The organism is Halomonas sp. BL6 (assembly GCF_006228115.1).
GTDB classification, from domain to species: Bacteria; Pseudomonadota; Gammaproteobacteria; order Pseudomonadales; family Halomonadaceae; genus Vreelandella; species Vreelandella piezotolerans.
This window is the reverse complement of record NZ_VDGL01000003.1, coordinates 579,465-604,492: the sequence shown is the minus strand read 5'-3', so window position 1 is coordinate 604,492 and position 25,028 is coordinate 579,465. Positions and strand designations below refer to the sequence as shown.

The 25,028-nt window shown below is 57.3% G+C and carries 22 protein-coding genes and 3 tRNA genes; 6 read left to right on the top strand and 19 right to left on the bottom strand.

Annotated features, from left to right (window positions below):
* Positions 1–4 precede the first annotated feature (4 nt).
* From FHJ80_RS09470 to hemH, 3 genes are all read right to left on the bottom strand, one after another.
* The gene (locus tag FHJ80_RS09470; RefSeq protein ID WP_044628498.1) at positions 5–436 is read right to left on the bottom strand and encodes a Na+/H+ antiporter subunit B; all 432 of its coding nucleotides are present in this window, start codon (positions 434–436) and stop codon (positions 5–7) included.
* Entirely contained in the window at positions 429–2,777 is a 2,349-nt protein-coding gene (locus tag FHJ80_RS09465; protein ID WP_139526822.1) for a putative monovalent cation/H+ antiporter subunit A, read from the bottom strand. Before FHJ80_RS09465 ends, FHJ80_RS09470 begins: the two co-directional genes overlap by 8 nt.
* A 202-nt stretch (positions 2,778–2,979) precedes the next feature.
* Complete coding sequence (gene hemH, locus FHJ80_RS09460) at positions 2,980–4,059, bottom strand: ferrochelatase (RefSeq protein WP_139526820.1); 1,080 nt, start codon at positions 4,057–4,059, stop codon at positions 2,980–2,982.
* A gap of 109 nt (positions 4,060–4,168) precedes the next feature.
* Here hemH and FHJ80_RS09455 point away from each other — a divergent pair, with 109 nt between their 5' ends.
* Together FHJ80_RS09455 and FHJ80_RS09450 are read left to right on the top strand one after the other, a co-directional pair.
* On the top strand, positions 4,169–5,782 hold the full coding sequence (locus FHJ80_RS09455; protein WP_139526818.1) for a cryptochrome/photolyase family protein: 1,614 nt from the start codon (positions 4,169–4,171) through the stop codon (positions 5,780–5,782).
* Positions 5,779–6,183 (top strand): thiol-disulfide oxidoreductase DCC family protein, encoded by a 405-nt coding sequence (locus FHJ80_RS09450; protein WP_139526816.1) that lies wholly within the window; start codon positions 5,779–5,781, stop codon positions 6,181–6,183. The genes FHJ80_RS09455 and FHJ80_RS09450 overlap by 4 nt, the downstream gene beginning before the upstream one ends.
* Before the next feature lie 13 nt (positions 6,184–6,196).
* Here FHJ80_RS09450 and FHJ80_RS09445 read toward each other — a convergent pair whose 3' ends face one another.
* The 9 genes from FHJ80_RS09445 to rnr form a co-directional block, all read right to left on the bottom strand.
* Positions 6,197–6,499 carry a DUF6482 family protein gene (locus FHJ80_RS09445; protein ID WP_139526814.1) on the bottom strand — a complete coding sequence of 101 codons (303 nt, stop codon included), beginning with the start codon at positions 6,497–6,499 and terminating at the stop codon, positions 6,197–6,199.
* 139 nt (positions 6,500–6,638) lie between these two features.
* On the bottom strand, positions 6,639–6,932 hold the full coding sequence (locus tag FHJ80_RS09440; RefSeq protein WP_139526812.1) for a hypothetical protein: 294 nt from the start codon (positions 6,930–6,932) through the stop codon (positions 6,639–6,641).
* Positions 6,933–7,014: 82 nt separating this feature from the next.
* A complete protein-coding gene (gene dnaB, locus FHJ80_RS09435) occupies positions 7,015–8,403 on the bottom strand; it encodes a replicative DNA helicase (protein WP_139526810.1) in 1,389 nt (462 codons plus the stop codon).
* A 158-nt stretch (positions 8,404–8,561) separates the two neighbouring features.
* Entirely contained in the window at positions 8,562–9,008 is a 447-nt protein-coding gene (gene rplI / locus FHJ80_RS09430; RefSeq protein ID WP_044628492.1) for a 50S ribosomal protein L9, read from the bottom strand.
* A gap of 15 nt (positions 9,009–9,023) precedes the next feature.
* Positions 9,024–9,875, bottom strand: coding sequence for a hypothetical protein (locus tag FHJ80_RS09425; RefSeq protein WP_139526938.1), 852 nt, complete (start codon positions 9,873–9,875; stop codon positions 9,024–9,026).
* A 12-nt stretch (positions 9,876–9,887) separates the two neighbouring features.
* The gene (gene rpsR, locus FHJ80_RS09420; RefSeq protein ID WP_009097135.1) at positions 9,888–10,115 is read right to left on the bottom strand and encodes a 30S ribosomal protein S18; all 228 of its coding nucleotides are present in this window, start codon (positions 10,113–10,115) and stop codon (positions 9,888–9,890) included.
* 33 nt (positions 10,116–10,148) lie between these two features.
* Positions 10,149–10,526 (bottom strand): 30S ribosomal protein S6, encoded by a 378-nt coding sequence (gene rpsF, locus FHJ80_RS09415; RefSeq protein WP_044628490.1) that lies wholly within the window; start codon positions 10,524–10,526, stop codon positions 10,149–10,151.
* Positions 10,527–10,737: 211 nt separating this feature from the next.
* The gene (rlmB, locus tag FHJ80_RS09410; RefSeq protein WP_139526808.1) at positions 10,738–11,532 is read right to left on the bottom strand and encodes a 23S rRNA (guanosine(2251)-2'-O)-methyltransferase RlmB; all 795 of its coding nucleotides are present in this window, start codon (positions 11,530–11,532) and stop codon (positions 10,738–10,740) included.
* Positions 11,533–11,534: 2 nt separating this feature from the next.
* Positions 11,535–13,919, bottom strand: a complete 2,385-nt coding sequence (rnr, locus tag FHJ80_RS09405) for a ribonuclease R (protein WP_139526806.1) — start codon at positions 13,917–13,919, stop codon at positions 11,535–11,537.
* A 270-nt stretch (positions 13,920–14,189) separates the two neighbouring features.
* Between rnr and FHJ80_RS09400 the strand changes: the two genes are divergently transcribed.
* The 3 genes from FHJ80_RS09400 (at position 14,190) to FHJ80_RS09390 (ending at position 14,583) form a co-directional block, all read left to right on the top strand.
* A tRNA-Leu gene (locus tag FHJ80_RS09400) sits at positions 14,190–14,276 on the top strand.
* An 87-nt stretch (positions 14,277–14,363) separates the two neighbouring features.
* A tRNA-Leu gene (locus tag FHJ80_RS09395) sits at positions 14,364–14,450 on the top strand.
* A 46-nt stretch (positions 14,451–14,496) separates the two neighbouring features.
* Positions 14,497–14,583 (top strand) — tRNA-Leu (locus FHJ80_RS09390).
* A gap of 202 nt (positions 14,584–14,785) precedes the next feature.
* On the opposite strand, the gene FHJ80_RS09385 is transcribed toward FHJ80_RS09390, so the two are convergent.
* Together FHJ80_RS09385 and FHJ80_RS09380 are read right to left on the bottom strand one after the other, a co-directional pair.
* Positions 14,786–15,634, bottom strand: a complete 849-nt coding sequence (locus FHJ80_RS09385) for a DNA/RNA non-specific endonuclease (RefSeq protein WP_139526804.1) — start codon at positions 15,632–15,634, stop codon at positions 14,786–14,788.
* Between the two features lie 90 nt (positions 15,635–15,724).
* Complete coding sequence (locus FHJ80_RS09380; RefSeq protein WP_139526801.1) at positions 15,725–16,000, bottom strand: Lrp/AsnC family transcriptional regulator; 276 nt, start codon at positions 15,998–16,000, stop codon at positions 15,725–15,727.
* A 252-nt stretch (positions 16,001–16,252) separates the two neighbouring features.
* Here FHJ80_RS09380 and FHJ80_RS09375 point away from each other — a divergent pair, with 252 nt between their 5' ends.
* On the top strand, positions 16,253–16,567 hold the full coding sequence (locus FHJ80_RS09375) for a high-potential iron-sulfur protein (protein WP_139526799.1): 315 nt from the start codon (positions 16,253–16,255) through the stop codon (positions 16,565–16,567).
* Positions 16,568–16,663: 96 nt separating this feature from the next.
* Here the strand turns inward: FHJ80_RS09375 and FHJ80_RS09370 are convergent, their stop codons facing one another.
* The 5 genes from FHJ80_RS09370 to FHJ80_RS09350 form a co-directional block, all read right to left on the bottom strand.
* Positions 16,664–18,226: a SpoVR family protein gene (locus tag FHJ80_RS09370; RefSeq protein ID WP_139526797.1), complete on the bottom strand. Its 1,563-nt coding sequence runs from the start codon at positions 18,224–18,226 to the stop codon at positions 16,664–16,666.
* 20 nt (positions 18,227–18,246) lie between these two features.
* Positions 18,247–19,536: a YeaH/YhbH family protein gene (locus FHJ80_RS09365; protein WP_139526795.1), complete on the bottom strand. Its 1,290-nt coding sequence runs from the start codon at positions 19,534–19,536 to the stop codon at positions 18,247–18,249.
* A 69-nt stretch (positions 19,537–19,605) separates the two neighbouring features.
* Complete coding sequence (locus tag FHJ80_RS09360) at positions 19,606–21,528, bottom strand: PrkA family serine protein kinase (protein ID WP_139526794.1); 1,923 nt, start codon at positions 21,526–21,528, stop codon at positions 19,606–19,608.
* A 262-nt stretch (positions 21,529–21,790) separates the two neighbouring features.
* Positions 21,791–22,834 (bottom strand): low specificity L-threonine aldolase, encoded by a 1,044-nt coding sequence (locus FHJ80_RS09355; protein ID WP_139526792.1) that lies wholly within the window; start codon positions 22,832–22,834, stop codon positions 21,791–21,793.
* A gap of 140 nt (positions 22,835–22,974) precedes the next feature.
* Positions 22,975–24,996, bottom strand: a complete 2,022-nt coding sequence (locus FHJ80_RS09350; protein ID WP_139526791.1) for an NADPH-dependent 2,4-dienoyl-CoA reductase — start codon at positions 24,994–24,996, stop codon at positions 22,975–22,977.
* Positions 24,997–25,028: the final 32 nt, after the last annotated feature.

The window sequence follows — 25,028 nt, the reverse complement described above, 5'->3', positions numbered from 1 at the left end:
GGACTTATGGCTCATCCTTATCCACCTCCATTAATGCCATGACCATACCCATGACGGAGCCCAGTACCGCCAGATAGACGCCAATATCGAAAATCAGCGGCGTCGAGGCTTTGAAGTCGATCACCGGAATCGTCCACCACTGAGCAGTCAGAAAAGGCTGCCCCATGAACCAAGCGGGCACTACCGAGATCATCCCAAAAAAGAGTCCTGCGCCGATCAAGTCTCGCGGGTCGACCATGCGCAGTACCTCTTTCGTGGCGCTTACGCCAAAGGCAAATAAATACAAAGTGAACGCGCCCGCTGCCACGAGCCCAGCAATGAATCCTCCCCCGGGCTCATCATGCCCCCGCAGCAGCAGGAAGACCGAGAACATGAGCTGCAGCGGCATGAGAAAGCGCGCTGCGGTGTTTAAAATGATCGTGCCTGATTTAACCATCGTAGGGCTCCTTCACGCTGGCTTTTTCGCCACTATTTGTCCTACCCTCCGTTTCGCCGTGGCGAAGCTTGAGCATGGCAATCACGCCAATGGCGGCCAACGCTAGCACGAACATCTCACCCAAGGTGTCGAGGGCACGGTAATCGACCAGGATGACATTGACGATATTTCGACCATGGGCAAGCGGCGCACTGTTCTCGACCATGTAGGTCGAGATGCTTTCGAACTGATCGATACTCCACGCCGTCATGATCAATAAGAACATCAGCACGCCCATGGTCGCTGCAACCGACCCATCGCGAATGCGCTCCAGATTCGTGGAGAGGTTGGAGAAGCGAGGCAGCCGGAAGAGCACCAGGACTAGCAGAATCACCGTCATGGTTTCAACGAGCAGTTGGGTAATGCCTAAGTCCGGCGCGCTGAACAGAATGAAGATCAGCGCAATGGAGAAGCCCATGATGCCGACCGAGACAACGGCTCCCAACCGAGAGCGCGAAATCGTGGCGAACAGAGCCCCCATCGCCATGGTGCCCACCACGATCACTTCGTGAAAGCGCACGTCTAGCTCGAGCGCTAGCTGGGGGGAATGGCGCAACAAAATGGAGTTGCCGATTAGCGCAATCAGCACGACCAGCATCACCAATATATAGTTACGCATATAGCCGTTTTGCAGGAGTCGAGTTTGCCACTCGGAAAAGCGCACGATGCCATTCATCAGGCCCTCGTAGCCTGCTTCGGGCCCATAGCGCATCACGGGGGTCAGTCTGGCCAACTGGCCACGTACACTGTCCCAACGCTTGAAGAGAAAGAAACCGAGCAGTAGGCTCACCACGGACATGATCAACGCCATGTTGACGCCATACCACAGCGACAGCGAGATCGGCAGCGCCTCCCCCGCCACTGCCGTGGCCGCCGACGTCAATAACGCATCGGCTCCCAACATGGTGGGCGCTAAGCCAAGCGCGAGCGATCCAAGGGCCAATAGGCCTGGGCCGATCAGCATGCTTAGCGGTGCTTCATGGGGCGTTTTAGGAGTTTCATGGCGTGCGCCATAAAAAGGTCGCAGCGCGATGATGGACGCCACCGCAATGGTCAACACGGCCGCCATAAAGGCGAACACCACCAATATTGACCGGACACGCTCGGCGCCTAGCGCTGCTTCGAGCATTAGCTCTTTACCGATAAAGCCAAGTAACGGTGGCACACCCGCCAAGGAAAGCGCTGCTATCAGTGCAATGGTCGCCGTCACGGGCATCACGCTGCGCAGTCCCCCCATGGCCGTGACATCCTTGGTACCGGTTTCGTGATCAAGAATCCCCGCCACCATGAACAGGGCGCCTTTGTACAGTGAGTGGGCCAGCAAGAACGTCACGAACGCTGTCATGGCATACTCGGAGCCAATGCCTAACAGCATGGTCAGCGTACCCAGCGCCATGACCGTCGAGTACGCCAGCAACTTCTTGATGTTGGTGTGATGAATCGCCAGAAAAGCGCCGGTCAGCATGGTGGTCGCTCCGACCACGGAGAGTATCGTCATCCATAGGGCAGTGCCACCCAGCTCGGGCTGCAGCCGTGCCAATAAGTAAATGCCCGCCTTCACCATGGTGGCGGAGTGCAGATAGGCGGACACGGGCGTTGGCGCTGCCATGGCGTTGGGCAACCAGAAATGGAAAGGGAACTGCGCCGATTTGGTAAACGCACCCAGCAACAAACAGATCAACATGGGGGTATAGAGCGCGTGTTGGCGAAGGTCCTCATCGGCGCGCAGAATGTCATGGAGAGACCAGCTACCGCTTGCTACACCCAGCAGCACTAGCCCTGCCATCAGTGCCAACCCACCGGCGACCGTCACGAACAAACCTTGACGTGCCGATTTACGCGCCTCGATATCCTGGTGATTGAAGCCAATCAGGAGGTAGGAGGTGATGCTGGTCAGTTCCCAAAAAATGAATAGCGTAAGCAGGCCATCGGCGAGCACGAGCCCCAGCATGGAGGCCATAAACGCGACCAGAGCCAAATGGAAACGGGCCATATCCTGATGACCTTTCAAATAGCCACCTGCATAGACCAAGACGCAGGTGCCGATCACCGTAATCAGCAAGCCAAACAGCAGCGACAGGCCATCGAGCAAAAAGCTCAAGCTGATACCCAATGACGGCACCCACGACCACGCCAATAGCTGAGGGCCCTCATGGAGAACCAACGGCGCTTGGCTTAACAACCAAGCGGCCAAAAGTGCCGGAAATAGCGCAAGCAGCAGGCTTGCTCGCTCCCCAAACCAGCGGTTGAGCAGCGGTGACAGCGCTGCCAACACGAAGCCCATTAATACGGCAAATTGCATCCGGCGCCTTCTCCCTAATTGCGTGCATTCACCTCAAAACGGCCGCTTGTCGACACGTCAGCAGCCGTTCGAGCGTTGAATAAGTGTGATTTTATATCCACAAACCTTATACCAACCCTTCCCACTTTTCTAGGAAAGTCGGTCTCAATAAAAAACCGCCTAGCGCAATACGCTAGGCGGTTTTATGCACCGCCATATGACGTTACGTTGTTGGTAACCAACCCGATAATTCGTTATTCACTACCGCCAATAGTGCATCGATATGGTCATCGCGATCGTTCAAGCAAGGGATGTAGCTAAAGGTTTCACCACCCGCTTCCATGAAACTATCGTGGATCTCCTCTTTGATCTCTTCGAGGGTCTCGACACAATCAGAGGAAAAGGCTGGCGAAAGAATCGCAATGTGCTTGTGCCCTTGTTTCGCCAGTTCGGCAACATGGTCGACCGTTTGCGGACCGACCCACTTTTCAGGACCGAACTGCGACTGAAACGCAGTATCGACCTCCTCTTTGCTCAACCCCAGCTTTTCACGCAGTAGGCGCGTCGTTTTCTGACACTGGCAGTGGTAGGGGTCACCCTCCATCAGATAACGCTCCGGCACGCCGTGATAGCTCGCCACGAGTTTGGTGGGACGACTATCGAAGCCGTCGTACGCCTCTTGTACCGAGTTAGCCAACGCCTGGATATACGTCGGATGCTCGAAATAGGCCGGTACGGTACGGATATAGGGCTGCCACTTCATTTTCATCAGCGTACGAAACGCTTGATCATTGGCAGTAGCGGTAGTGGGCGAGCCGTACTGCGGATAGAGCGGGAAGAAGACGATGCGCTCACAACCCTTCTCTTTCATGCGTTTGAGCACGCTGTCCGTTGAAGGATTGCCGTAGCGCATACAGAAATCGACCTCGACATCGTCGCCGTAAAGCGCTTTCAGGCGCTCGGTCATTTTTTCCGTTTGTGCACGGGTGATGGTCAGCAACGGGCTTTCGTTCTTCTCGTTATTCCAGATGCTTTTGTACGCGTTGCCCGAGGAGAACGGACGCTTGGTCAGGATGATGAGCTGCAAAAGAGGCTGCCATTTCCATCCGGCGTAATCTACGACTCGTTTATCGGACAAGAACTCGCTGAGATAGCGACGCATGGACCAGTAATCGGTGGCATCGGGCGTTCCCAGATTCGCTAGAACGACGCCCACCTTGGCGCGGGGAACGGCAGGGTGGCTGCTGGGCGCGTGGGCCAAGCGCCCCTCACCGGGTTGATCCTTCACGATGCTATCGGCCATCTCGCTAACTCCTCGGGTGTACGTAATGGGCAAAATCTTAACACTTTTCGGCAAAGTCGCGGCATAAAGTTATACTATCAACATTATTTGTATAACTGCAGGCCAACTCATGTCCAAGCCGTTACTCCTGGTACTGGGTGATCAGCTCACGCTGACGCTGCCAACCCTTCGCGAAGCGCCTTCCAATGCGGTGGTGGCGATGTGCGAAGTGGCCGAAGAGGCACGCTACGTGCCTCACCATCTGCATAAGATCGGTCTTTTCATGGCCGCCATGCGCCACTTTGCCGACGCCTTGAGAGACAAAGGCTATACGGTGCATTACAGCCGCATCAATGATGGCGATAACACCCAGTCGCTGATAGAAGAAGCCGAGCGGCTCGCCAAGCAGTACGGCTGTGATGAAATTCGCGTTACCCGCCCCGGCGAGTGGCGGCTGTGGAACGACATGCAGCAGCGCCAACACAACGCCCTCCCCTGGCAGCTGTGGGAAGATGACCGCTTCTTCACCACACCGGACGACTTTTCACGCTGGGCAGAGGGCCGCAAACAGCTGCGCCTGGAGTATTTCTACCGCGAGCAGCGCAAGCGTACCGGCCTGCTCATGGAGGGCGACACGCCCAGCGGCGGCCAGTGGAATTACGACCACGACAACCGCGAGCCCATCGATACCTCGCTGAGCTTTCCTGCGCTGCCCAACCACGGCCAGGATGACGTGACAAAAGCAGCTCTTAAGGACGCCGCTGACCATTTCGCTGATCACATGGGAACGATGGAGACCTTCAACTTGCCGGTCACCCGGCGGCAGGCACTGGTCGATTTGAACCACTTCATCGAACACGGGCTAGCAGACTTTGGCCGCTACCAAGATGCCATTAGTGACCGAGAACCCTTTTTGTATCACTCACGCCTGTCTGCGGCGATGAACATTGGCCTGCTCTCGCCGATCGAAGTGTGTGACGCCGCCGAGGCGCACTACCATGCGGGCAAAGCGCCTATCAATGCGGTAGAGGGTTTCATCCGCCAAATACTCGGCTGGCGCGAATACGTGCGCGGGCTCTACTGGACGCACATGCCCGGGTACAAACAGGAGAACCAGCTAGGCTTCACCCGCGAGCTGCCCGCGTTTTATTGGGACGCCAACACCGACATGCGCTGCCTGCAGCGCGCCATTCAAATGACCATCGACAACAGCTATGCGCACCACATCCAGCGACTCATGGTCACCGGCAACTTTGCCCTGCTGTGCGGCGTCAAGCCCGAAGCGCTGTGCGACTGGTACCTCGCCGTCTACGCCGATGCCTGCGAGTGGGTCGAACTGCCTAATACCCTCGGGATGGTACTGCACGCCGATGGCGGTTTGATGGGCTCCAAGCCTTACTGCGCTTCGGGTAAATACATCGATAAGATGTCTGATCACTGTCAGCACTGTCGCTACTCGCCCAAACAGATGACCGGCCCCAAAGCCTGCCCTTTCAACAGTCTTTACTGGCACTTTTTGGAAACCAATGCGGAACGGCTCAACCGTAATCCACGAATGAAGCTCATTTATGGCTCGTTAGGACGCATGAAAGAGGAGAAGCGCGAGGCCATTCGCCAGCAGGCCGAGCAATTCCTTGCCAAACTGCCGACCAGTAAAGGCTACGGCCAACCGGCGCATACGAAGGGCTATGCCTCTGCTGCCCAACACGCTTCCTCTACATCTGACTCGGAGAACCGCTCATGAGCCGTTTCGCAGCGCTGGATGCCCAGGCTCCGGTCACGCTCTACCATGACGGGGACTGCCCCTTTTGCCGAGTGGAAGTCGCTTGGCTCGCCAAACACCGCCATCGGTCTCGCGTTCGGCTGGTCGATATTCAGAGCAGCGAGTTCAAGCCAGACGAGGTCGGTCGCAGTTTCGACGCCATGATGGGCCAACTGCATTTGCAAGATCAAGAAGGGAGGTGGTTCATCGGGATGGACGCCAGCCGGGCCCTCTATGCGGTGTTGGGCTACCGGCGGCTAGTAAAGCTATCTTGCTTACCGGGCCTGCGCAGCATGATGGATGCAGGCTACCGTTTCTTTGCCCGTCGCCGTATTCGGCTGGGGCGATGGTGGGAAAAACGACAGGGTAAAACCGTCAGCTAATACAGCGGCTGGATCAAAAGACGAGCGGCATACGCGAGGTCAGCGGCGCACTATAATGAGCGTCGCGGCCAATCACCTCATCTTGAGGCACGTGCTGCACTAAGTAGGCGCGATGGATACCCGCACGCTTGAGCTCTAGATAAACGTCATCCAGTGAGCGAAACAGCATCGGTTTACCGCGCTGCATCAACATGTGGCGCTCACCTTCTACATTTTCAAGCTCGACTTGGTAAAAACGACTACCCGAATGGGTAATCACACGGATTTCAAAATTGTCGTGATTCACGACGAACTGTTTCAGCGCTTTCAGTTCCATGGTTCCCTCCTGTTATTGGTCATCGTCATGGAACACAGCATGAAGCGGCTCCATGACAATCATATTACCTTGGCACTAACTGCCTAAGACGGCAATAACAGGGAAGAGTTCCTGTCTCAATCGTCAACTAACGGTCGACTTATTGATACTCGGAGGGGTCGATTGCTTTGCCCAGCGAGTTACGATCGATCCAGTTCCCACCTTTGGTCTCTTTATAGCGAAACACCACTTTGTCGCCTACCACGACGGGGAGTTCAGCATCTTCGGTTTGGTAGCTGTACTTCTCCCCCTCCACCACCAAAAAGTAGCGATAGAGATCGGGCATGCCCAGCCACTCTTTGAAAGGGCCTTCGCGCTCTAGCGACTGGAGTTCACCACGGCCTTCCAGTTTCGGAAGACGTTTGCGGTTACCGCGCCTAAAACCACCTGCCATTTGTTACTCCTGTCTCTCTATCTGCTCGAGGCGAACTGCTCATGAGGGTGCGCATTATACGTTCTCCCCCATGACGCTCAAGTTAATCGCCAAACGCCTCGCCATAGCTATCGGGCGCCAAATCCTCGAAGCGCGTGTATTTACCAATGAAAGCCATGTGAACGGTGCCAATCGGCCCGTTACGCTGCTTACCGATGATGAGCTCCGCAATGCCCTGGTTATCTGGGTTGTCGGGGTTATACACCTCATCCCGGTAAACGAAGGCAATGACGTCCGCATCCTGCTCGATCGCGCCCGACTCCCTCAAATCCGACATCACGGGGCGCTTGTTGGGGCGCTGTTCGAGCGAGCGGTTAAGCTGCGAAAGCGCCACGACCGGGCAGTTGAACTCCTTTGCCAAACCTTTCAGAGAGCGTGAGATCTCAGAGATTTCCCCCGTGCGGTTTTCGGAAAAGCCAGGGATCTGCATCAACTGAAGATAGTCAATCATGATCAGCGCCATGTTGCCGTGCTCACGCACGATACGGCGCAGTCGCGAGCGCATCTCATTGGGCGAGAGCGCGGCGGTATCATCGATGAACAGCTGTTTGTCTTTGAGAAGGTTGACAGCCGATGTGAGCCTTGGCCAATCCTCATCTTCCAGCTGGCCCGAGCGAACGCGCGTCTGGTCGATGCGCCCCAGTGAAGAGAGCATCCGTAGCATCAGCGACTCTGCGGGCATCTCCATGGAGAACACCATGACCGGCTTGTCGCTAGAGATGACCGCATGCTCGACCAAGTTCATGGCGAATGTCGTCTTACCCATCGATGGACGCCCAGCGATGATCACCAAGTCGGAGGGCTGCAGACCCGAGGTCATCTCGTCCAGATCGCGGAAACCGGTGGAGAGACCAGTCATCTCGCCTTTGAGGTTGAATAGCTCATCAATGCGGTCGACCGCTTTGGTGAGCAGATCGCTCATACCGATAGGTCCACCGGTTTTGGGGCGCTCTTCGGCAATTTGAAACACCAGCCGCTCGGCTTCGTTCAACAGCTCATCGGCGGGTCGTCCCTGCGGTGAGAACGCCCCTTCGGCGATTTGGTTGGCGGCACGAATCAGCTTGCGCAGCGTGGCGCGTTCGCGAACGATATCCGCGTAGGCGCGTATGTTGCTGGCCGAGGGCGTATTGCGGGCAAGCTCCGCCAGAAACCCTAGCCCGCCGACGGTATCCAACTGGTCCCGCGCTTCCAGCGCTTCGGACAGCGTGACCACATCGAGCGGCTGCCCTGATTCCGCCAAGTGAATCATCACGTTGAACACCAAACGGTGCTCATAGCGATAGAAATCGTCGGCGACCAAGCGCTCGGACACGTTATCCCAGGCTTGATTGTCTAGCATGAGCCCGCCTAACACCGACTGCTCCGCCTCTAGCGAGTGCGGCGGCAGCTTTAGCGCCGCCGTTTCCTGATCAGCAGAGGGCTGGTCCTGCATAGCGAGCTCCTTAAATGTAACGCGTTGCCAACGGCGCTTATCTTAGCCGGGCAGCTTCCTTCACACCACTGGCCGAATCACACTCGTCAGCGGTTCATAAAAGACAAAGGGCGCGGGAGATCCCGCGCCCTTTGAGGCGTTAGCGTTGGCGAGCGAGATTACTCGGCGACAACGACCACGCGTACAACGGCGTCCACTTCTGCATGCAGGTGGAGGTCGATGTCGTATTCGCCCGTTTGGCGAATCGGGCCCTGCGGCATACGCACTTCGCTCTTGGCAACTTCGATGCCAGCAGAGGAGATGGCGTCGGCCAGGTCACGCGGACCGATAGAGCCGAACAGCTTGCCTTCGTCACCGGCTTTGGACACCAACGACAGTTCGATGTCGTTGAGCTGCTCAGCGCGTGCTTGGGCTTCGGCTTTACGCTCAGCGGCTTGTGCTTCGAGCTCGGCACGCTGCGCTTCGAACGCTTCTACGTTCTCTTTGGTGGCCGGTACGGCTAAACCGTAGGGTACCAAGTAGTTACGACCATAACCGGGCTTGACAGTGACTTTGTCACCCAGGCCGCCCAGCTTACCAATGTTGTCGAGCAGAATGACTTCCATCTCGTAAACCTCTTGTCAATTGCTGCGGGCAAGGCGTGCGCGAACGTTCGCGAATGTATCGATCAGCCCCAACAGCAGCACAATGAGAATCGTGGGCCAGGTCGTGATCAGCAGCACATAGAATGCTACCAGCCACAGCCCGTTCATCCCCTTTATTCCAATAAACCCGTGCACTAACGCAATACCGGCGATCAGCAGCGGAATCCAACTCAGCATGGCCAGCGCCTGCGCTCCCAGCACCATGCCTGCCACCCCAAGCCCCACTAAGATAGCGAGCTCCTTGGGTGTCAAACGCAAGGCATGAAACTCATCACGAAAGCCACCTGGGTTATAAAGCCCAGCCTGCCAGCTGCGTGCTAGCGCCAGACATGCGATGGCCGCTAACAGCACAACCAACCCCGTGACGCCGCCAATGACCATGGCGGCCAGAGTCGTCGTATCGATGCCTTGGTTGGCAAACTCCGTGAGCATGCGGTCGATCTCTTGCGAGCTCTCGCGCAGTTGCTCCAGCATGAGTTCGGTGCCACCCGGCGGGCTGAAGATGCCAAGCTGAACCATGACCGCGGCCGCTAAGGTGCCAACGATCAAAGCTTCGCTCCAGCGCATCCTTTCGCGCAATATGACCGCCATTAGCGAGACGAGTAGTACGCTCGCCAGCGGAATCACATCGCCCTGCGCCCACCAGAAACCAGCTGGTAATGCCGCAGCGATAATCACCGGTAGCGCGGGAGCAAAGCCCTTGCGCAAGGTCACTAACGCTGCGATGGCCGCACCCAACCAAAACAGCCAGGGCACTAACGCTGCTAGCGCTGCCCCGCCTGCGGCATAGGGCGTGCCACGCATCAGCCATCTTGCGAGTGCCAGCATCACGTCAAACGCTTACTGGTGGCTATCGGAGTAGGGCAGCAGTGCCAGGTAGCGTGAACGCTTGATAGCGGTCGCCAGCTGACGCTGATAGCGTGCTTTGGTGCCGGTGATGCGGCTCGGAACGATCTTGCCGGTTTCGGTGATGTAAGCCTTCAGCGTGTCGAGATCTTTGTAGTCGATCTGCTTGACGCCTTCAGCGGTGAAGCGGCAAAACTTACGGCGACGGAAAAAACGTGCCATGGACTAGCTCCTTAAAACGTGCGGTGGATAAAATCAGGCAGTTTCTTCAGCTTCAGCGCGCGGTTTTTCTTCGCGACGCGGACGCTTCTCTTCTGCCGGCTTCATCATCGGAGACGCTTCGGTGATCGCTTCTTTGCAGCGAACGACCAGGCTGCGGATGATGGCGTCGTTGAAACGGAAGATGTTCTCGATCTCTTCGAGAGTCTCACCGGTGCACTCGACGTTCATCAGCACGTAGTGGGCTTTGTGGATCTTGTTGATCGGGTAAGCCAGGTGACGACGGCCCCAATCTTCCAGGCGATGCACAGTACCAGCGTTTTCGGTAACGATGCTGGTGTAGCGCTCGACCATAGCCGGCACTTGCTCGCTCTGATCCGGGTGGACCATAAACACGATTTCGTAATGACGCATGGAATCTCCTTGCGGTTTGGCAGCTTCCGATGCGCGCTGGGGCAGATGCCTCAACGGCGACAGGGAAGCAAGGAGTTAACTGAAATGCCCTTTCTAGGCCGCGAACAGCCGAGATAGCGCATCAAGCAGAACTGTTAATCGTACGGATGAGTTATCCATACGAACGCCCGCTTATGAATAAACGGGCGCAAGCATTCTAGTGGGCTGGCCGCTAACTTGCAAGCTGCCGCTGGCGAACGGCTTCGAACAGGCAGATACCGGTGGCCACCGAGACGTTCAAGCTCGACACTTGCCCGGCCATGGGCAGCTTGGCGAGATTATCGCAGGCTTCGCGGGTCAACCGGCGCATGCCCTTGCCTTCGGCGCCCATCACCAGCGCGGTAGGACCCGTCATGTCGATCTCGAACACGCTGGTCACTGCTTCACCGGCAGTACCGGTAATCCAGACACCCGCATCTTTGAGCTTGGCCAACGTGCGCGATAGATTCGTGACCTGATAGACCGGCACGACTTCCGCCGCCCCACAGGCCACCTTTCTGACCGTGGCATTGAGCGGTGCGGCTTTGTCTTTCGCCACGATCACGCCGTGGGCCCCGGCGGCATCGGCACTGCGTAGGCAGGCACCGAAATTATGCACATCGGTGACGCCATCGAGCACCAGTAGCAGGGGCGGTGTGGATGCCTGCCAGGCGCGCAATTTCAACCACAGCGACTCTTCGCCTTCTGGCATCAAGGGAGCGCAAAACGCCACCACGCCTTGGTGCGTCGCACCCTGGGTGAGCTGGTCGAGCACATCACGGGGCTGTTCTTTGATTCGTGCGCCGCCAGACTGAGCACTGGCGACTAGTTCTTTCAAGCGGTTACCCGCCCCCTGCTGCACCCATAGCTCGCGGGGCGTCTCTCCACGCTCGAGCAGACTCTCGAGCGCGTGAACGCCGTAGACGTGATCCAGGCCATCCGGCGTACGGATGGCCTTTGGCGGGTGACGTCGAGACGACGATTTCATGCTCATCCCTTTTTCGCTGATGGTTTGCGCGAGCCGCTGCGCGTGCGGCGCGGGCCGCGACGCGCTGCCGGTTTATCGGTGGCGGCGGCCGCTTTGGGGCCACCCTCTTCGCCACGACGCTTACGGGGCTGACGACGCGGGCGCGGCTTGTCGTCGGCCAAACCAAAGTCGATTTTCCGATCGTCCATATCGACACGCGCCACTTGAACGGTCAGACCGTCGCCCAAGCGGTAGGTAGTCCCCGTGCGCTCCCCTTTCAGGCGATGTTTCTCGGCTTCGTAGTGGTAGTAGTCCGAGGGCAGCGACGTTACGTGTACCAACCCTTCGACATAGAAGTCATCGAGGCGCACGAACAGGCCGAACTGAGTCACCGAGGCAATCGTGCCTTCGAACGTCTCCCCAAGCTTATCGGACATGAACTCACACTTGAGCCAGCTCTCGACATCGCGAGTCGCTTCATCCGCGCGTCGCTCGGTCATCGAGCAGTGCTCGCCCAGTTCCAGCATTTGCTCGAAGGTATAGGGGCACCACTTGCTCGGCGGCTCTACCGGTGCCCCTTCTACCCGCACGACTGTATTGGTCTGGCGCGGCCCGCGAATGACCGAACGAATAGCGCGGTGAACCAAGAGATCGGGATAGCGGCGAATCGGTGACGTAAAGTGCGCATACGCCTGGTACGCCAAACCGAAGTGTCCTTCGTTCTGAGGCGAATAGACGGCCTGATTCATCGAGCGCAGCATGACCGTTTGAATGATATCGGCATCCGGTCGGTCAGCGATGGCTTCACGCAGCGCTTGATAGTCTTGCGGCGTGGGTTCGTCGCCCCCACCCACGGAAAGCCCCAGCTCACTCAAGAACAGGCGCAGCTTGTCTAAACGCTCGGGCGTGGGCCGCTCATGAATACGGTAAAGCGCAGGCAGGTCATGCTTATCCAAGAAGCGCGCCGTGGCTACGTTGGCGGCCAGCATGCACTCCTCGATGAGCTTGTGAGCGTCGTTACGCGTTCGCGGCACGATTTTTTCGATCTTGCGCTCATCGTTGAAGATGATCGCCGTTTCCGTAGTATCGAAATCGATCGCGCCACGCTCTTCCCGAGCAGAGCGCAGCAGGCCATACAGCTCGTGCAGGTTTTTGAGCGGCTTGACTAATTCCGCATGCTCACGGCGCAGCGCCTCACCCTCTTCGCTCTCGCTGTCCAGCATGGCCGCCACCTTGTTATAGGTCAGGCGTGCATGGGAGTTCATCACGGCTTCATAGAACGAGTAGCGACTAATGGCGCCGGTTTTGGAGATGTTCATCTCGCACACCATCACCAGGCGGTCGACATGCGGATTCAGCGAACAGAGGCCATTGGAGAGCAGCTCCGGCAACATCGGGACGACTTGACCGGGGAAATAAACCGAGTTCCCACGCGTACGCGCTTCATCATCCAGCGCAGTGCCGGGTCGAACATAGTGCGACACATCGGCAATCGCTACCAGCAGCTTCCAACTACCGGATTTGGTCTTCCAAGCGCAGACAGCATCGTCGAAATCTTTGGCAGATTCGTCATCAATGGTGACAAGCGGAATATCACGCAGATCGACGCGATGCTTTTTATCCTCCTCCAAGACCTCGGCAGAGATTTCGCTGGTTTGATCCAGTACCTCTGGCGGAAACTCGGCGGGGATATCGTAGCTGCGAATGGCAATGTCGATCTCCATGCCAGGATCCATACGCTCACCTAGCACTTCGATGACTTCACCCACCGGCTGCACCCGCGTGGCGGGCTGCTGCACGATCTTGGCCGAAATGACCTGGCCGTCTTTGGCACCCCCACAGGCGGTATGTGGGATGATCACTTCTTGCGTAATACGCGGGTTTTCAGGAATCAGCACGCCAAATTCCGGCGTGTTACTACGGTATACACCGACAATGGTTTGAGTATTGCGGGCAATCACATCGGCAATGGTCGCTTCGTCACGACCGCGACGGTCACGACCACTAATGCGTACCAGCACGTGATCCCCGTGAAACACACGCCGCATTTGACGAGGCGGCAGGACGAGATCCGGCTTTTTGCCATCATCTCTGAGTACGAAGCCAAAACCATCGCGATGCCCAAGCACCTTACCTTTAATCAGGTCGAGCTTATCGATCAGCGCGTAAGCACCTCGTCGATCACGCAGCACTTGCCCGTCGCGCTCCATAGCGGCCATGCGCCGACGCACGGCTTCGAGATGATCTTCATCCTCGATGCCCAACATGCGGCTCATGTTTTCATGGGTGATGGGCTTGCCGTAGCTCTCTAAGGCAGCCAACAGATATTCGCGGCTGGGCGCAGGGTTGTCGTACTTTTGCGCCTCGCGCTCGGCGTGCGGATCATCACTTAACGTCCAGTACTTCATGCGATCAACATCCTTGATGGCGTTTGCGGGAGGCGGACAGTTGGCGCAGCGCCATGGCACTGCGGGCGGGAATCACTATCGACGCAACTGGCGTCGGCATCAGCGACTAATGAGCTGACGCATGGCATGTTTTGTTTGGTCATGGGCGCAGTATAGCGCTGCCCGCTCAATCACCCAACCACCTAACGTCCCATTAATGGTATTTCAGCGTTAAAAAATCCGCCTAAGGGCTTGCATTTAGCGGCGACCCGGGTATCATACGCGCCACTTGCCCAGATGGCGGAATTGGTAGACGCGCTAGCTTCAGGTGCTAGTGACCGTATGGTCGTGGAGGTTCAAGTCCTCTTCTGGGCACCACTTGACATCATGTTACCCCCTTTTCATGACGTCACGATGGTGCAGCGGCAAGTCAGTAGCAAAGGCTACGGCAGTGAGTTCGTGTTCGCCCAGGTGGCGGAATTGGTAGACGCGCTAGCTTCAGGTGCTAGTGACCGTATGGTCGTGGAGGTTCAAGTCCTCTCCTGGGCACCATGCGAATACGAACGTTGCGCTGTGACCACAAACGAAAAGATGATGCGCCCAGGTGGCGGAATTGGTAGACGCGCTAGCTTCAGGTGCTAGTGTCCGTACGGACGTGGAGGTTCAAGTCCTCTCCTGGGCACCATGATGGGTTCCCATCCGCATCACTCTCTCATATCTCTTATCCTCTTTGTTCTTACGCCTCTTTCTCGTCAGTGCGAAACGTCGATGCACTTCTTCTTTTTATTTGACCCATTCCTCTCTGCGAGTGTTGATTTGTCGCGCCTGAACCCTACTACGGTGATACACGACGACGAGCGAAAATCAAACGACTCTCGCCCGCCGACTTACTGGTAACGCCCCGGCCGACGCGCCACCTCTTCCAGTGCCCAGCCTTGGGTGCGTAACTCGCCCTCAAGCACCGCCTCCATCGCAGGCGTTAAGTCTGGAAAGAAATTGAGCCCCGTTCGCGCCTCGACCTCATCGATGGTGACGAGATAATCATCCAGCGGCTCGTTACCTCTTACCTCTTGGGGCATGATGAACGCTAGCGCCAAGGGCGCTTCCTCGTGGGGGGCGACGATGATTTTATAAAACGCTATCGGCACTTCCACGAAGCCCACGCGATTGAACACGTTATCCATGAAGCGCTCCGGGTAAATGGGCCCGGTGATCACCTGCAAGCGCTCGAAACGAGGTGCAAAGTGGTCCATCACCGACTCTTCCAAACGCTGCCACAGCTGACGGTTCAAGTTAGGTCGTTGAGGCGCCATGTTGCTCATCAAGAAAGTATCGATTTGCGCACGGCGGCCATGCACCGCAGCAATGGCGTAGTTGGGAGCTAGGTGTCCGCGATCATAGCCACTGCCTGAGTAGCTGTCGGTGCCCACGGGCCAAAGCGTTCTCCAGTCTGCTTGAAAATTGGGTCGGCCACCGATGCGCGTGTCGTCCGGCACGGCAGCGACTTGATAGCTCACCCATAGCGCACCGACACGCACATCCGACCACCCCGCCAAAAATCCGTCGTTACGCAACACCCGATGAATGGTGGTAGGCCTAAACGTTTCCCAGGTAGGCACGCCTTTCCAGGTGTATGCCTCTTGATGTTGCCGTCCTTGGAACTCCCACAGACCGGTACCCACCATGACAAACAGCACAGCAATGCCCAGACGCCGCCCTTGACGGCGCCAGCGCACAAATGAATTCCCCAACGACGTCACTCCCCTGCACTTTCTTTTGAGTCACTTCTTTTATGTATTTATGAGCTACTGTTTCACTGGCCTGCACTACCAGCCAAGCGAAAACATGGTTTCCAGGTCGTGACGAGAGTGTACTTGCATGGCGTTCAACGTTTCGGTATCGCTGATCCCTTCTACCGCATTGAGCCGCTCGGTCACCAGCTCGGCGAGGCTCTCGAAGTCGCGGGTTCGAGCAATGGCCACCAAGTCGTAACGACCACAAGTTGAGTAGACTTCACTGATCCCTTCTACATCGGCTAGGCGCTCGGAAACGGCTTTTACCTGGCCTTTTTCGGTATTGATCAAGATCACTGCGTTTTGCATGGCGCCCTCGCTGCTCATGAAGTGTGGTTATCACGCTACGGGGCGAGTATAGCAGCCTGTAAGGCTCGGCCAAGCGCTGGTGCCCGGCGTGGCTAATTGTCGCGCTATTTATAAGGTTATTCGCACTAATTTTGAGCATGCGCTAGCATGTACCTTAGACCTCCGATTTATAAGAATTGTCGGAGTTTTAAGAGGTGGACCACCACCCGATCACCGTAGTAAAACGTCAGACCGTGACGATAAGGAGACACCATGGCTAATCAGAGCCGTCGTAAGTTCATGCGTAACAGCGTGCTTGGCCTCGCCGCCCTGCCGTTTGGTGCTGGAATCCTGTCTAAGAGTGCTTTTGCCCAGGAACTCCCGCGCTTGGATCCGTCCTCTCCTACTGCTCAGGCGCTCAACTACGTTGAAGAAGCTAGCGATGCGAGTGACCATCCCGCTTATGAAGAGGGCGAACTCTGCTCTAACTGCATGTTCTTCAATGCAGACACCGAGGGTTGCCAGCTCTTCCCCGAAAATAGCGTTGCCCCAGAAGGCTGGTGCCAATCCTGGACCGCAAAAGCGTAAGCTGCTTTTTGGCAATGCCAACGACATTACCCCGCGCACTGCGCGGGGTAATGGTTTTTTGGGCGAAGAACCCATTACTTGGCTGAATACCTATCATCAACCCGCTTCTTTGCTCTCCTCTTCGACGGGCCAACGGTAACGACGCGTGACTTTTCCCTCTTCCATTGATATCAAGTGGACAGGAAAGCCCCAGAGTTCCTGTAAATGACGAATCACAGGGTAGACGCTTCTGCCTAGAGGACGGCGATTATCCTGAATGTGGTGCAGCGTTAGCGAACGATCTCCACGAATGGCGGCTTCCACCACCTGAATATTGGGTTCGCGAACGGACAGCGCATACTGGCTCGCGAGCGCTTCGCGAACGCGCTTATAGCCACGGTCGTCGTGAATGGCAGCGACTTCCAGGGTCTCCGCATGATCGTCATCGACGATCAAAAAGAGTTTTAGATCGCGAATAACCTTGGGCGATAGAAACTGCTGGATGAACGACTCATCCTTGAAATTTCGCATCGCAAACTCTAAGGTCTCCCGCCAGGCGCTGCCCGCCATGTCGGGGAACCACTCCCGGTCTTCTGCGGTCGGCGCATCGCATATCCGTTTGATGTCCATGAAGATGGCAAAGCCCAGTGCGTACGGGTTCAGCCCGCTGTAATAGGGGCTATCGAACCCCGGCTGATTGATGACCGCCGCGTGGGACTGCAAGAACTCCAGCATCAGCCCTTCATCGACCTTACCCTCATCGTAAAGCCGATTCATTAGCGTGTAGTGCCAGAAGCACGCCCACCCCTCGTTCATGACCTGGGTTTGCCGCTGTGGGTAAAAGTACTGGGCCAACTTACGCACGATACGCACGATTTCACGCTGCCAAGGGGCCAGCAGCGGGGCATTCTTTTCGATGAAGTAGAGCAGGTTCTCCTGGGGCTCGGAGGGGTAGCGACCCCCCGTATGCAGCCCTAAGGGGTCATCGTCGCTGTGCAGGCTTCCCGGGAGCGGCGCGACGCCAGCTGGCGGCTCGGGGATCGTTCGCCACAACATGTTGACCTGGGTTTGCAGGTACGCTTCGCGCTCGTCTTGGCGTTTGGCCTCCTCCTCCGCCGAGATGGGTGATGGCCGCTTGTAGCGGTCTACCCCGTAGTTTTGTAGCGCATGACAGGCATCCAAAAGTTGCTCGACGGCGTGCACGCCGTGGCGCTCTTCACACTGCGCGATGTATTTGCGGGCGAACACGAGGTAATCGACGATGGATTCCGCATCGGTCCACGTGCGGAATAGGTAGTTGCCCTTGAAGAAGGAGTTATGACCGTAGCAGGCATGAGCAATGACCAGCACCTGCATCATCAAGGTATTCTCCTCCATCAAGTAGGCAATGCAGGGGTTGGAGTTGATGACCAGCTCGTAAGCCAATCCCATTTGTCCGCGTTTGTAGGCCTGCTCGACAGCGAGAAACTGCTTACCGAATGACCAGTGGTGATACCCCACTGGCATACCGACGCTGGCATAAGCATCCATCATCTGCTCGGTGGTGATGACTTCGATCTGATTGGGGTAGGTATCCAGCCGATACTCATCGGCGAGCCTAGCAAGCTCCTCATCGAAGCGCTCCAGCACGCTGAAATTCCAGTCCGACCCAGTGGCGATGGGCTTGCGGTTTACACTCATGGCGCACTCCTCGACTCGCACTACCGCTCTTGGCTCATGCGGCGCTTGAATAGCTCACGAAAAACGGGGTAGATATCGCCCGCATCGACGATCTGGCGCATGGCGAAACGCTCGGGAAACTGCGCCGCCACGGCTTCGTACTCGTGCCACAGTGATTGATGGTCGTGCGGGGTAATTTCCACGTAGGCGTAATACTGCAGTTGGGGCATCAACTGTTTCACCAACAGATCACGGCAGATATTGGAATCATCGTCCCAGTTGTCACCATCGGAGGCCTGGGCCACGTAGAGATTCCACTGGCCAGCGGGGTAGCGTTTTTCGATGATCTTATTGACCAGGTTCAGCGCGCTGGAGACGATAGTGCCGCCGGTTTCTCGTGAGTAAAAGAACTCCTCTTCATTCACCTCTCTAGCAGCCGTATGGTGGCGCACGAACACTAGCTCGACTTTCTCGTAATGCTTTTCTAAAAAAAGATAGAGCAGTAAGAAAAACCGTTTGGCGATGTCTTTATGGTTCTGCGTCATGGAGCCCGACACGTCCATGACACAAAACATCACCGCTTGGCTCGATGGTTGCGGCTGGGCGGCGAGCTGGTGATAGCGCAAATCGTAGGTATCGATGAAGGGAATGGCGTCGATACGTTTTTCCAGCCGTTCGATCTCGGCCTTGAGCTCCCCGACGCGAGCAGGATTACGCAGTACCGGGTCTTTACGCTCCTCGGCCGCCAGCGCCTCTTGCGCCTCCTTCAAGGCACGCTTGATGGGTGCCCGCATGGCGATTCGCCGTGCATAAGCCTCGCGCATCGATCGGGTAATACTGATACGTGACGGCACCCCATCTCGCGCCAGTCCTGCCCGCACCATTTTGATCTCTTCCAACGACTTGAGCGGCTTGCGTTGTAAATGGGGAAGCTCCAAACCGTCGAAGACGAACTCCAGAAACTCCTCGCGGCTAAGGGTGAACGCAAACTCGTCGCTCCCCTCTCCTTGGTTGGAAGCGCCACCTTCCCCGGCGCCGCCACCACCCCCTTGGCCGCTAGGTCGACGGATTTTGTCACCTTCCAAAAACTCCTTATTACCCGGCGAGACGATGTTGCGTGCCCCACCCGGGCCGTGCTGAAACACGGGTTCGGAAATGTCCTTGGTGGGAATCGATATTTTCTCGCCGCGCTCCATGTCGGTGATGGAGCGGCGGTTGACCGCCTCCTCCACCGAGCGCTTGATGTGCTTGCGGTAACGCTCCAAAAAGCGCTGCCGATTGACCGCGCTTTTATGCTTAGCGTTGGGTCTGCGATCAATAAAGTAGGTCATTCGACCTCCTCAACACCTCGATCTTGAGCGCCGAATCGTGGCGCTCTTGTATGCGGGCCAAGCAGCCCGCTACTGAGACTTACGCACGCGCAGATACCACTCTGAAAGCAGCCGCACCTGTTTCTCGGTATAGCCACGGTCGACCATGCGCGCCACGAAATCCTCATGCTTTTTCTGATCCGACTTCGACGCTTTGGCGTTGAAGGAAATCACCGGCAAAAGCTCTTCGGTGTTGGCAAACATCTTGTGTTCGATGACGCCTTTCAGCTTCTCGTAAGACTGCCAGCTGGGATTCATACCGTTGTTTTGCGCCCGCGCCCGCAGTACGAAGTTCACCACTTCATGGCGGAAGTCTTTCGGGTTGGAGATGCCTGCTGGCTTCTCGATCTTCTCGAGCTCTTCGTTCAGCGATTGGCGGTTGAGCAGCTCGCCGGTTTCGGGATCACGATACTCCTGATCTTGAATCCAGAAATCGGCGTAGGTGACATAGCGATCGAAGATGTTCTGACCGTACTCGCTGTAGGACTCGAGATAGGCGGTTTGAATCTCCTTGCCAATAAAGTCCACGTAACGCGGGGCCAAAAATTCCTTGATGAAGCCCAGGTAGCGCTCGAACACTTCCGAGGGCAGCTGTTCGCGCTCCAGCGCCTGCTCCAGCACGTAAAGCAGATGGACCGGGTTAGCCGCGACCTCCGTACTGTCGAAGTTGAACACTTTCGACAGAATCTTGAAGGCAAAGCGGGTCGAAAGCCCCTGCATGCCCTCGTCTACGCCTGCCGCATCGCGGTACTCCTGAATCGATTTGGCGCGCGGATCGGTGTCCTTCAGGTTCTCCCCGTCATACACCCGCATCTTGGAGTAGATGCTGGAGTTCTCCGGCACCTTGAGCCGCGACAGCACTGAGAACTGCGCCAGCATGCGCAGCGTATCCGGCGCGCAGGGCGCGGCGCTGAGGGAGGAGTCTTCCAACAGCTTTTGATAGATCTTGATCTCTTCCGACACCCGCAGGCAGTAGGGTACTTTGACGATATAGACACGATCCAGAAACGCCTCGTTATTGCGGTTGTTACGAAACGCCTGCCATTCGGACTCGTTGGAGTGGGCCAGAATCACGCCATCGAAAGGAATCGCGCCCATGCCCTCGGTAGGGTTGTAGTTGCCCTCTTGGGTAGCGGTCAGCAGCGGGTGCAGCACCTTGATGGGAGCCTTGAACATCTCCACGAACTCCATCAGCCCCTGGTTGGCACGGCACAGCCCGCCGGAGAAGCTGTAGGCATCCGGATCGTCTTGGGAGTAAAGCTCCAACTGGCGGATGTCCACTTTACCTACCAGCGACGAGATATCTTGATTGTTCTCATCCCCCGGCTCGGTTTTGGAGATGGCGATTTGGTTGAGACGCGACGGATAAAGGCGCACGACTCGGAACTGAGAAATATCGCCGCCGGCCTCTTTCAAGCGCTTAGCGGCCCATGGCGACATGACGCTACGCAGGTAGCGCCCAGGTATGCCGTACTCCTGCTCTAGCAGCTCACCATCCTCTTCCGGTGAGAACAGTCCAAGCGGCGATTCATAGACCGGCGATCCTTTGATGGCATAGAAGGGAATGCGCTCCATCAATAGCTTCAGGCGCTCGGCCAGCGAAGATTTACCGCCGCCGACCGGGCCCAACAAATAAAGAATCTGTTTACGCTCTTCGAGCCCCTGGGCCGCGTGACGGAAGTAAGCCACGATCTGCTCGATGGCCTCTTCCATACCGTGAAACTCGGCAAAAGCGGGATAGCGGCGAATCACCTTGTTCGAAAAAATGCGTGATAGACGCGGGTCTTTCGCCGTGTCGATCACTTCAGGTTCGCCTATCGCTTCCAGCATGCGCTCGGCGGCGCTGGCATACACCTTGGGGTCGCGGCGACAAAGCGCCAGGTACTCCTCGAGGCTCATGTCCTCTTGCTGAACGCGGGCAAAACGGTCTTGAACGTGATCAAAGATGCTCATGGAACTCTCCTGTGGCCCATCCCCCAGCGCAACCGCCAAGCCAATACCCCAGACGGCGTGCTATTCGAGGTGTCGCTCTATCAGCGTAGTCAGCATTAGCAAAAAGTGATGACACTATCTTCAACGCAGCTCATGTGTCCGCTGAGATACCCTTATGAGCGAATGAGGAGAGGTTTAGTTGCGTTGAATCCAACTCGGCGCTACAACGCAACACGCCACCTTTTAGGTGGCGTGTAAGCAGTGCTCTAGCCGCTTGGCCAGGCTATCCTAGTACCTCTTTCACATCGGCCAATAGCTGATCGAGTAATTCAACGGTGGTGTTCCAAGCGCAGACGAACCGCGCTCCGCCAGCACCGATGAAGGTATAAAAGGTCCATCCTTTGGCTTTCAACGCTTCGATGGCGTGAGGCGGCAATTCAACGAACACGCTGTTCGCCTGGGTGGGGAACATCAGCGAGACACCCGGCAGCGCCTGCAGCCCTTCCGATAGATAACGCGCCATGGCGTTGGCATGCTCGGCGTTGGTCAGCCAGGCCCCGCTCTCCAGCAAGCCCAACCACGGCGCAGAGACATAGCGCATTTTCGACGCCAGCTGCCCCGCCTGCTTGCATCGGTAGGAGAAGTCTTCCGCCAATTCGCGATTGAAGAATAGGATCGCCTCACCAAACGCCAAGCCGTTCTTGGTGCCCGAGAAGCACAGTGCATCGACGCCCACTTGCCACGTCAGCTCTGCTGGCGATGCATTGAGGCTTGCGCAAGCGTTGGCAAAGCGTGCACCGTCCATGTGCAGCCGAAGGTCATGCTTATCTGCCATGGCGCGAATGGCCAGCAGCTCTTCGCGAGAATAGACGGTACCCACTTCGGTGGCCTGGGTGAGCGAAACGACTTTCGGTTTCGGATAGTGAATGTCGCTACGCTTGGTGACCAGCGCTTCGATCCCCTTGGGCGTCAACTTGCCATTTGCCCCCGGTGAGGTGAGCAACTTCGCACCGTTGGAAAAGAACTCAGGGCCGCCACACTCGTCGGTCTCGATATGTGCCAGCTCATGACAAATCACGCTGTGGTAGCTGCGCCCCATCGCGGAGAGCGCCAGTGAATTGGCTGCAGTGCCGTTGAACACGAAAAACACGTCGCAGTCGTAGTCGAACATTTCCCGAAAACGGTCGGCGGCACGGGCGGTCCAGCGGTCATTGCCGTAGGCGAGGTCATCCGCCTGATTGGCTTCGAGTAAGTACTGCATCGCCTCCGGGCAGATACCGGAGGTGTTGTCACTGGCTAGAAATCGTGGGGTACACTCCGAGGGCATGACGATAATCCTTATGTCTGACGGTCGTGCGGCGCAGGCTGGGTGCCACCCGCGCCTTAAATCCCTAACGTGGCTTAGTAGTTAGGGTGATTCATCAGTCTATCGCCATTGTGCCGTTAACGTCACGCTCTCGATGCGCGTTACAGCGCTGCCGCCAACCGCGTGCCTTGATCGATGGCACGTTTGGCATCCAACTCGGCCGCTTCTGCTGCGCCACCAATGACATGCACGCGGCCACCTACCTGGGTGAGCGGCGCTATCAAATCGCGCACGGACTCCTGCCCTGCACACACTACGACGGTGTCCACCTCGATCACTTGCTCCTGTCCGTCGCGACGAATATGCAACCCGGCATCATCGATACGCACGTATTCGCAGCCGGTGAGCGTCTGCACACCCCGCTGCTTTAGAGAAGCACGATGTACCCAGCCCGTGGTTTTGCCTAAGTTTTTGCCTGGCTTGGAGCTTTTACGCTGCAGCATGACGATACTGCGCGGTGAGCGCGGCGGCTGTGGCGCTTTCAAGCCGCCTCGCTCGCCCACTGCCAAATCCACGCCCCATTCATCGCACCACGCGTCGATATCCGTAGCAGGGTGGCCTTCGTGAGACAGCAGCTCAGACACATCGAAGCCAATTCCGCCTGCCCCAATGACCGCCACGCGTTGCCCCACCCGCTCGGGCTGCTCGATCGCCTCGGCATAGCTCAACACACAGGGATGGTCGGCGCCCAACAGCGCCAGTTCACGGGGCATTACTCCAGTGGCCACCACGATCTCATCGAAATCCGCCAATGCGTCTACGGTGGCCTCGGTATTCAGACGCACATCCACGGCGTGTTTCTCCAGCATCACACGGAAGTAACGCAGCGTTTCGTTGAACTCTTCCTTTCCAGGAATTTTACGAGCGTAATTGAACTGTCCGCCCAGCTCGCTGCGCCGCTCGAACAGCACCACGGCGTGGCCACGGCTAGCCGCCGCCACGGCCGTCGCCAACCCCGCCGGGCCGCCGCCAACGACCGCGACCCGCTTGGGCGTTTGCGTCGGTGTCAGGGTAATCTCGGTTTCGTGGCAAGCGCGGGGATTGACCAAGCAAGAGGTCAGCTTACCCATGAAGGTGTGGTCCAGGCAGGCTTGGTTACAGGCAATGCAGGTATTGATCTCATCCGCTAAGCCTGCCTGCGCTTTGCGTACCCACTCAGGATCTGCCAAAAACGGGCGCGCCATCGACACCATGTCCGCATGGCCTTCTGCCAGCACCCGCTCGGCCACCTCGGGCATATTGATACGGTTGGTGGTGATCAACGGAATCGACAGGGCCGCACGCATGCGCCGAGACACCTCGGTAAACGCGGCCCGGGGCACGCTGGTCACGATGGTCGGCACCCGCGCCTCGTGCCAGCCAATACCTGTATTGATGACGTTGGCACCAGCGGCTTCGATGGCCTGGCCCAGCTGCACAACCTCGTCCCAGGAACTGCCCTCTTCGACCAAATCGATCATCGAGAGCCGGAAGATCAGCAGGAAGCGCTCGCCCACGGCTTGGCGAATACGCTTGACGATCTCGACGGGGAAACGCATGCGCCGCTCGAAATCTCCCCCCCAGTCGTCATCACGCTGGTTGGTGCGCCGGCAGATGAACTGGTTGATCAAGTAGCCTTCCGATCCCATCACCTCGACGCCATCGTAGCCCGCCTGTTTCGCCAGGATGGCGCAGCGAACGTAGTCGTCGATTTGCTGCTCGACGTCGTTGCTAGCGAGCGCCCGGGGCGTAAAGGGGTTGATCGGTGCCTGCAGCGCTGAAGGAGCGACCAACTCTGGAGAGTAGGCGTAGCGCCCCGCATGCAGAATCTGCATACATAAATGGCCGCCTTCGGCGTGAACCGCCTCGACCACCTGGCGGTGCGCCGCGATCTGCGAGGCGTCCGTCAGCGCATTGGCTCCCTGAAAGACGGCGCCTTCGGCGTTCGGCGCGATGCCTCCCGTCACGATAAGGCTGACCCCCGCCCGCGCCCGCTCTGCATAGAACGCAGCCAAACGTTCGAAACCGTTCGGCGCCTCTTCCAAATTAGTGTGCATGGACCCCATCAAAACGCGATTGGGCAGCGTCAAATGACCGACGGTCAGCGGTCGAAACAGGTGCGGATAAGCTGGCGCTGGGTGCATCACGGCGCTCCTTTAATGTTATCGATGTGGCT

Coding starts and splice junctions, on each gene's coding strand:
- rlmB (WP_139526808.1), bottom strand. CDS start 11,532: ATGAAATCGTCGTCTCGACGTCACCCGCCAAAGGCCATCCGTACGCCG.
- FHJ80_RS09360 (WP_139526794.1), bottom strand. CDS start 21,528: ATGAGCATCTTTGATCACGTTCAAGACCGTTTTGCCCGCGTTCAGCAA.
- FHJ80_RS09450 (WP_139526816.1), top strand. CDS start 5,779: ATGAGCCGTTTCGCAGCGCTGGATGCCCAGGCTCCGGTCACGCTCTAC.
- FHJ80_RS09455 (WP_139526818.1), top strand. CDS start 4,169: ATGTCCAAGCCGTTACTCCTGGTACTGGGTGATCAGCTCACGCTGACG.
- rplI (WP_044628492.1), bottom strand. CDS start 9,008: ATGGAAGTCATTCTGCTCGACAACATTGGTAAGCTGGGCGGCCTGGGT.
- FHJ80_RS09425 (WP_139526938.1), bottom strand. CDS start 9,875: ATGCTGGCACTCGCAAGATGGCTGATGCGTGGCACGCCCTATGCCGCA.
- FHJ80_RS09370 (WP_139526797.1), bottom strand. CDS start 18,226: ATGAGTGTAAACCGCAAGCCCATCGCCACTGGGTCGGACTGGAATTTC.
- FHJ80_RS09365 (WP_139526795.1), bottom strand. CDS start 19,536: ATGACCTACTTTATTGATCGCAGACCCAACGCTAAGCATAAAAGCGCG.
- FHJ80_RS09445 (WP_139526814.1), bottom strand. CDS start 6,499: ATGGAACTGAAAGCGCTGAAACAGTTCGTCGTGAATCACGACAATTTT.
- rpsR (WP_009097135.1), bottom strand. CDS start 10,115: ATGGCACGTTTTTTCCGTCGCCGTAAGTTTTGCCGCTTCACCGCTGAA.
- FHJ80_RS09470 (WP_044628498.1), bottom strand. CDS start 436: ATGGTTAAATCAGGCACGATCATTTTAAACACCGCAGCGCGCTTTCTC.
- FHJ80_RS09465 (WP_139526822.1), bottom strand. CDS start 2,777: ATGCAATTTGCCGTATTAATGGGCTTCGTGTTGGCAGCGCTGTCACCG.
- hemH (WP_139526820.1), bottom strand. CDS start 4,059: ATGGCCGATAGCATCGTGAAGGATCAACCCGGTGAGGGGCGCTTGGCC.
- FHJ80_RS09355 (WP_139526792.1), bottom strand. CDS start 22,834: ATGCCCTCGGAGTGTACCCCACGATTTCTAGCCAGTGACAACACCTCC.
- dnaB (WP_139526810.1), bottom strand. CDS start 8,403: ATGCAGGACCAGCCCTCTGCTGATCAGGAAACGGCGGCGCTAAAGCTG.
- FHJ80_RS09375 (WP_139526799.1), top strand. CDS start 16,253: ATGGCTAATCAGAGCCGTCGTAAGTTCATGCGTAACAGCGTGCTTGGC.
- rpsF (WP_044628490.1), bottom strand. CDS start 10,526: ATGCGTCATTACGAAATCGTGTTTATGGTCCACCCGGATCAGAGCGAG.
- FHJ80_RS09440 (WP_139526812.1), bottom strand. CDS start 6,932: ATGGCAGGTGGTTTTAGGCGCGGTAACCGCAAACGTCTTCCGAAACTG.
- FHJ80_RS09380 (WP_139526801.1), bottom strand. CDS start 16,000: ATGCAAAACGCAGTGATCTTGATCAATACCGAAAAAGGCCAGGTAAAA.
- FHJ80_RS09350 (WP_139526791.1), bottom strand. CDS start 24,996: ATGCACCCAGCGCCAGCTTATCCGCACCTGTTTCGACCGCTGACCGTC.
- rnr (WP_139526806.1), bottom strand. CDS start 13,919: ATGAAGTACTGGACGTTAAGTGATGATCCGCACGCCGAGCGCGAGGCG.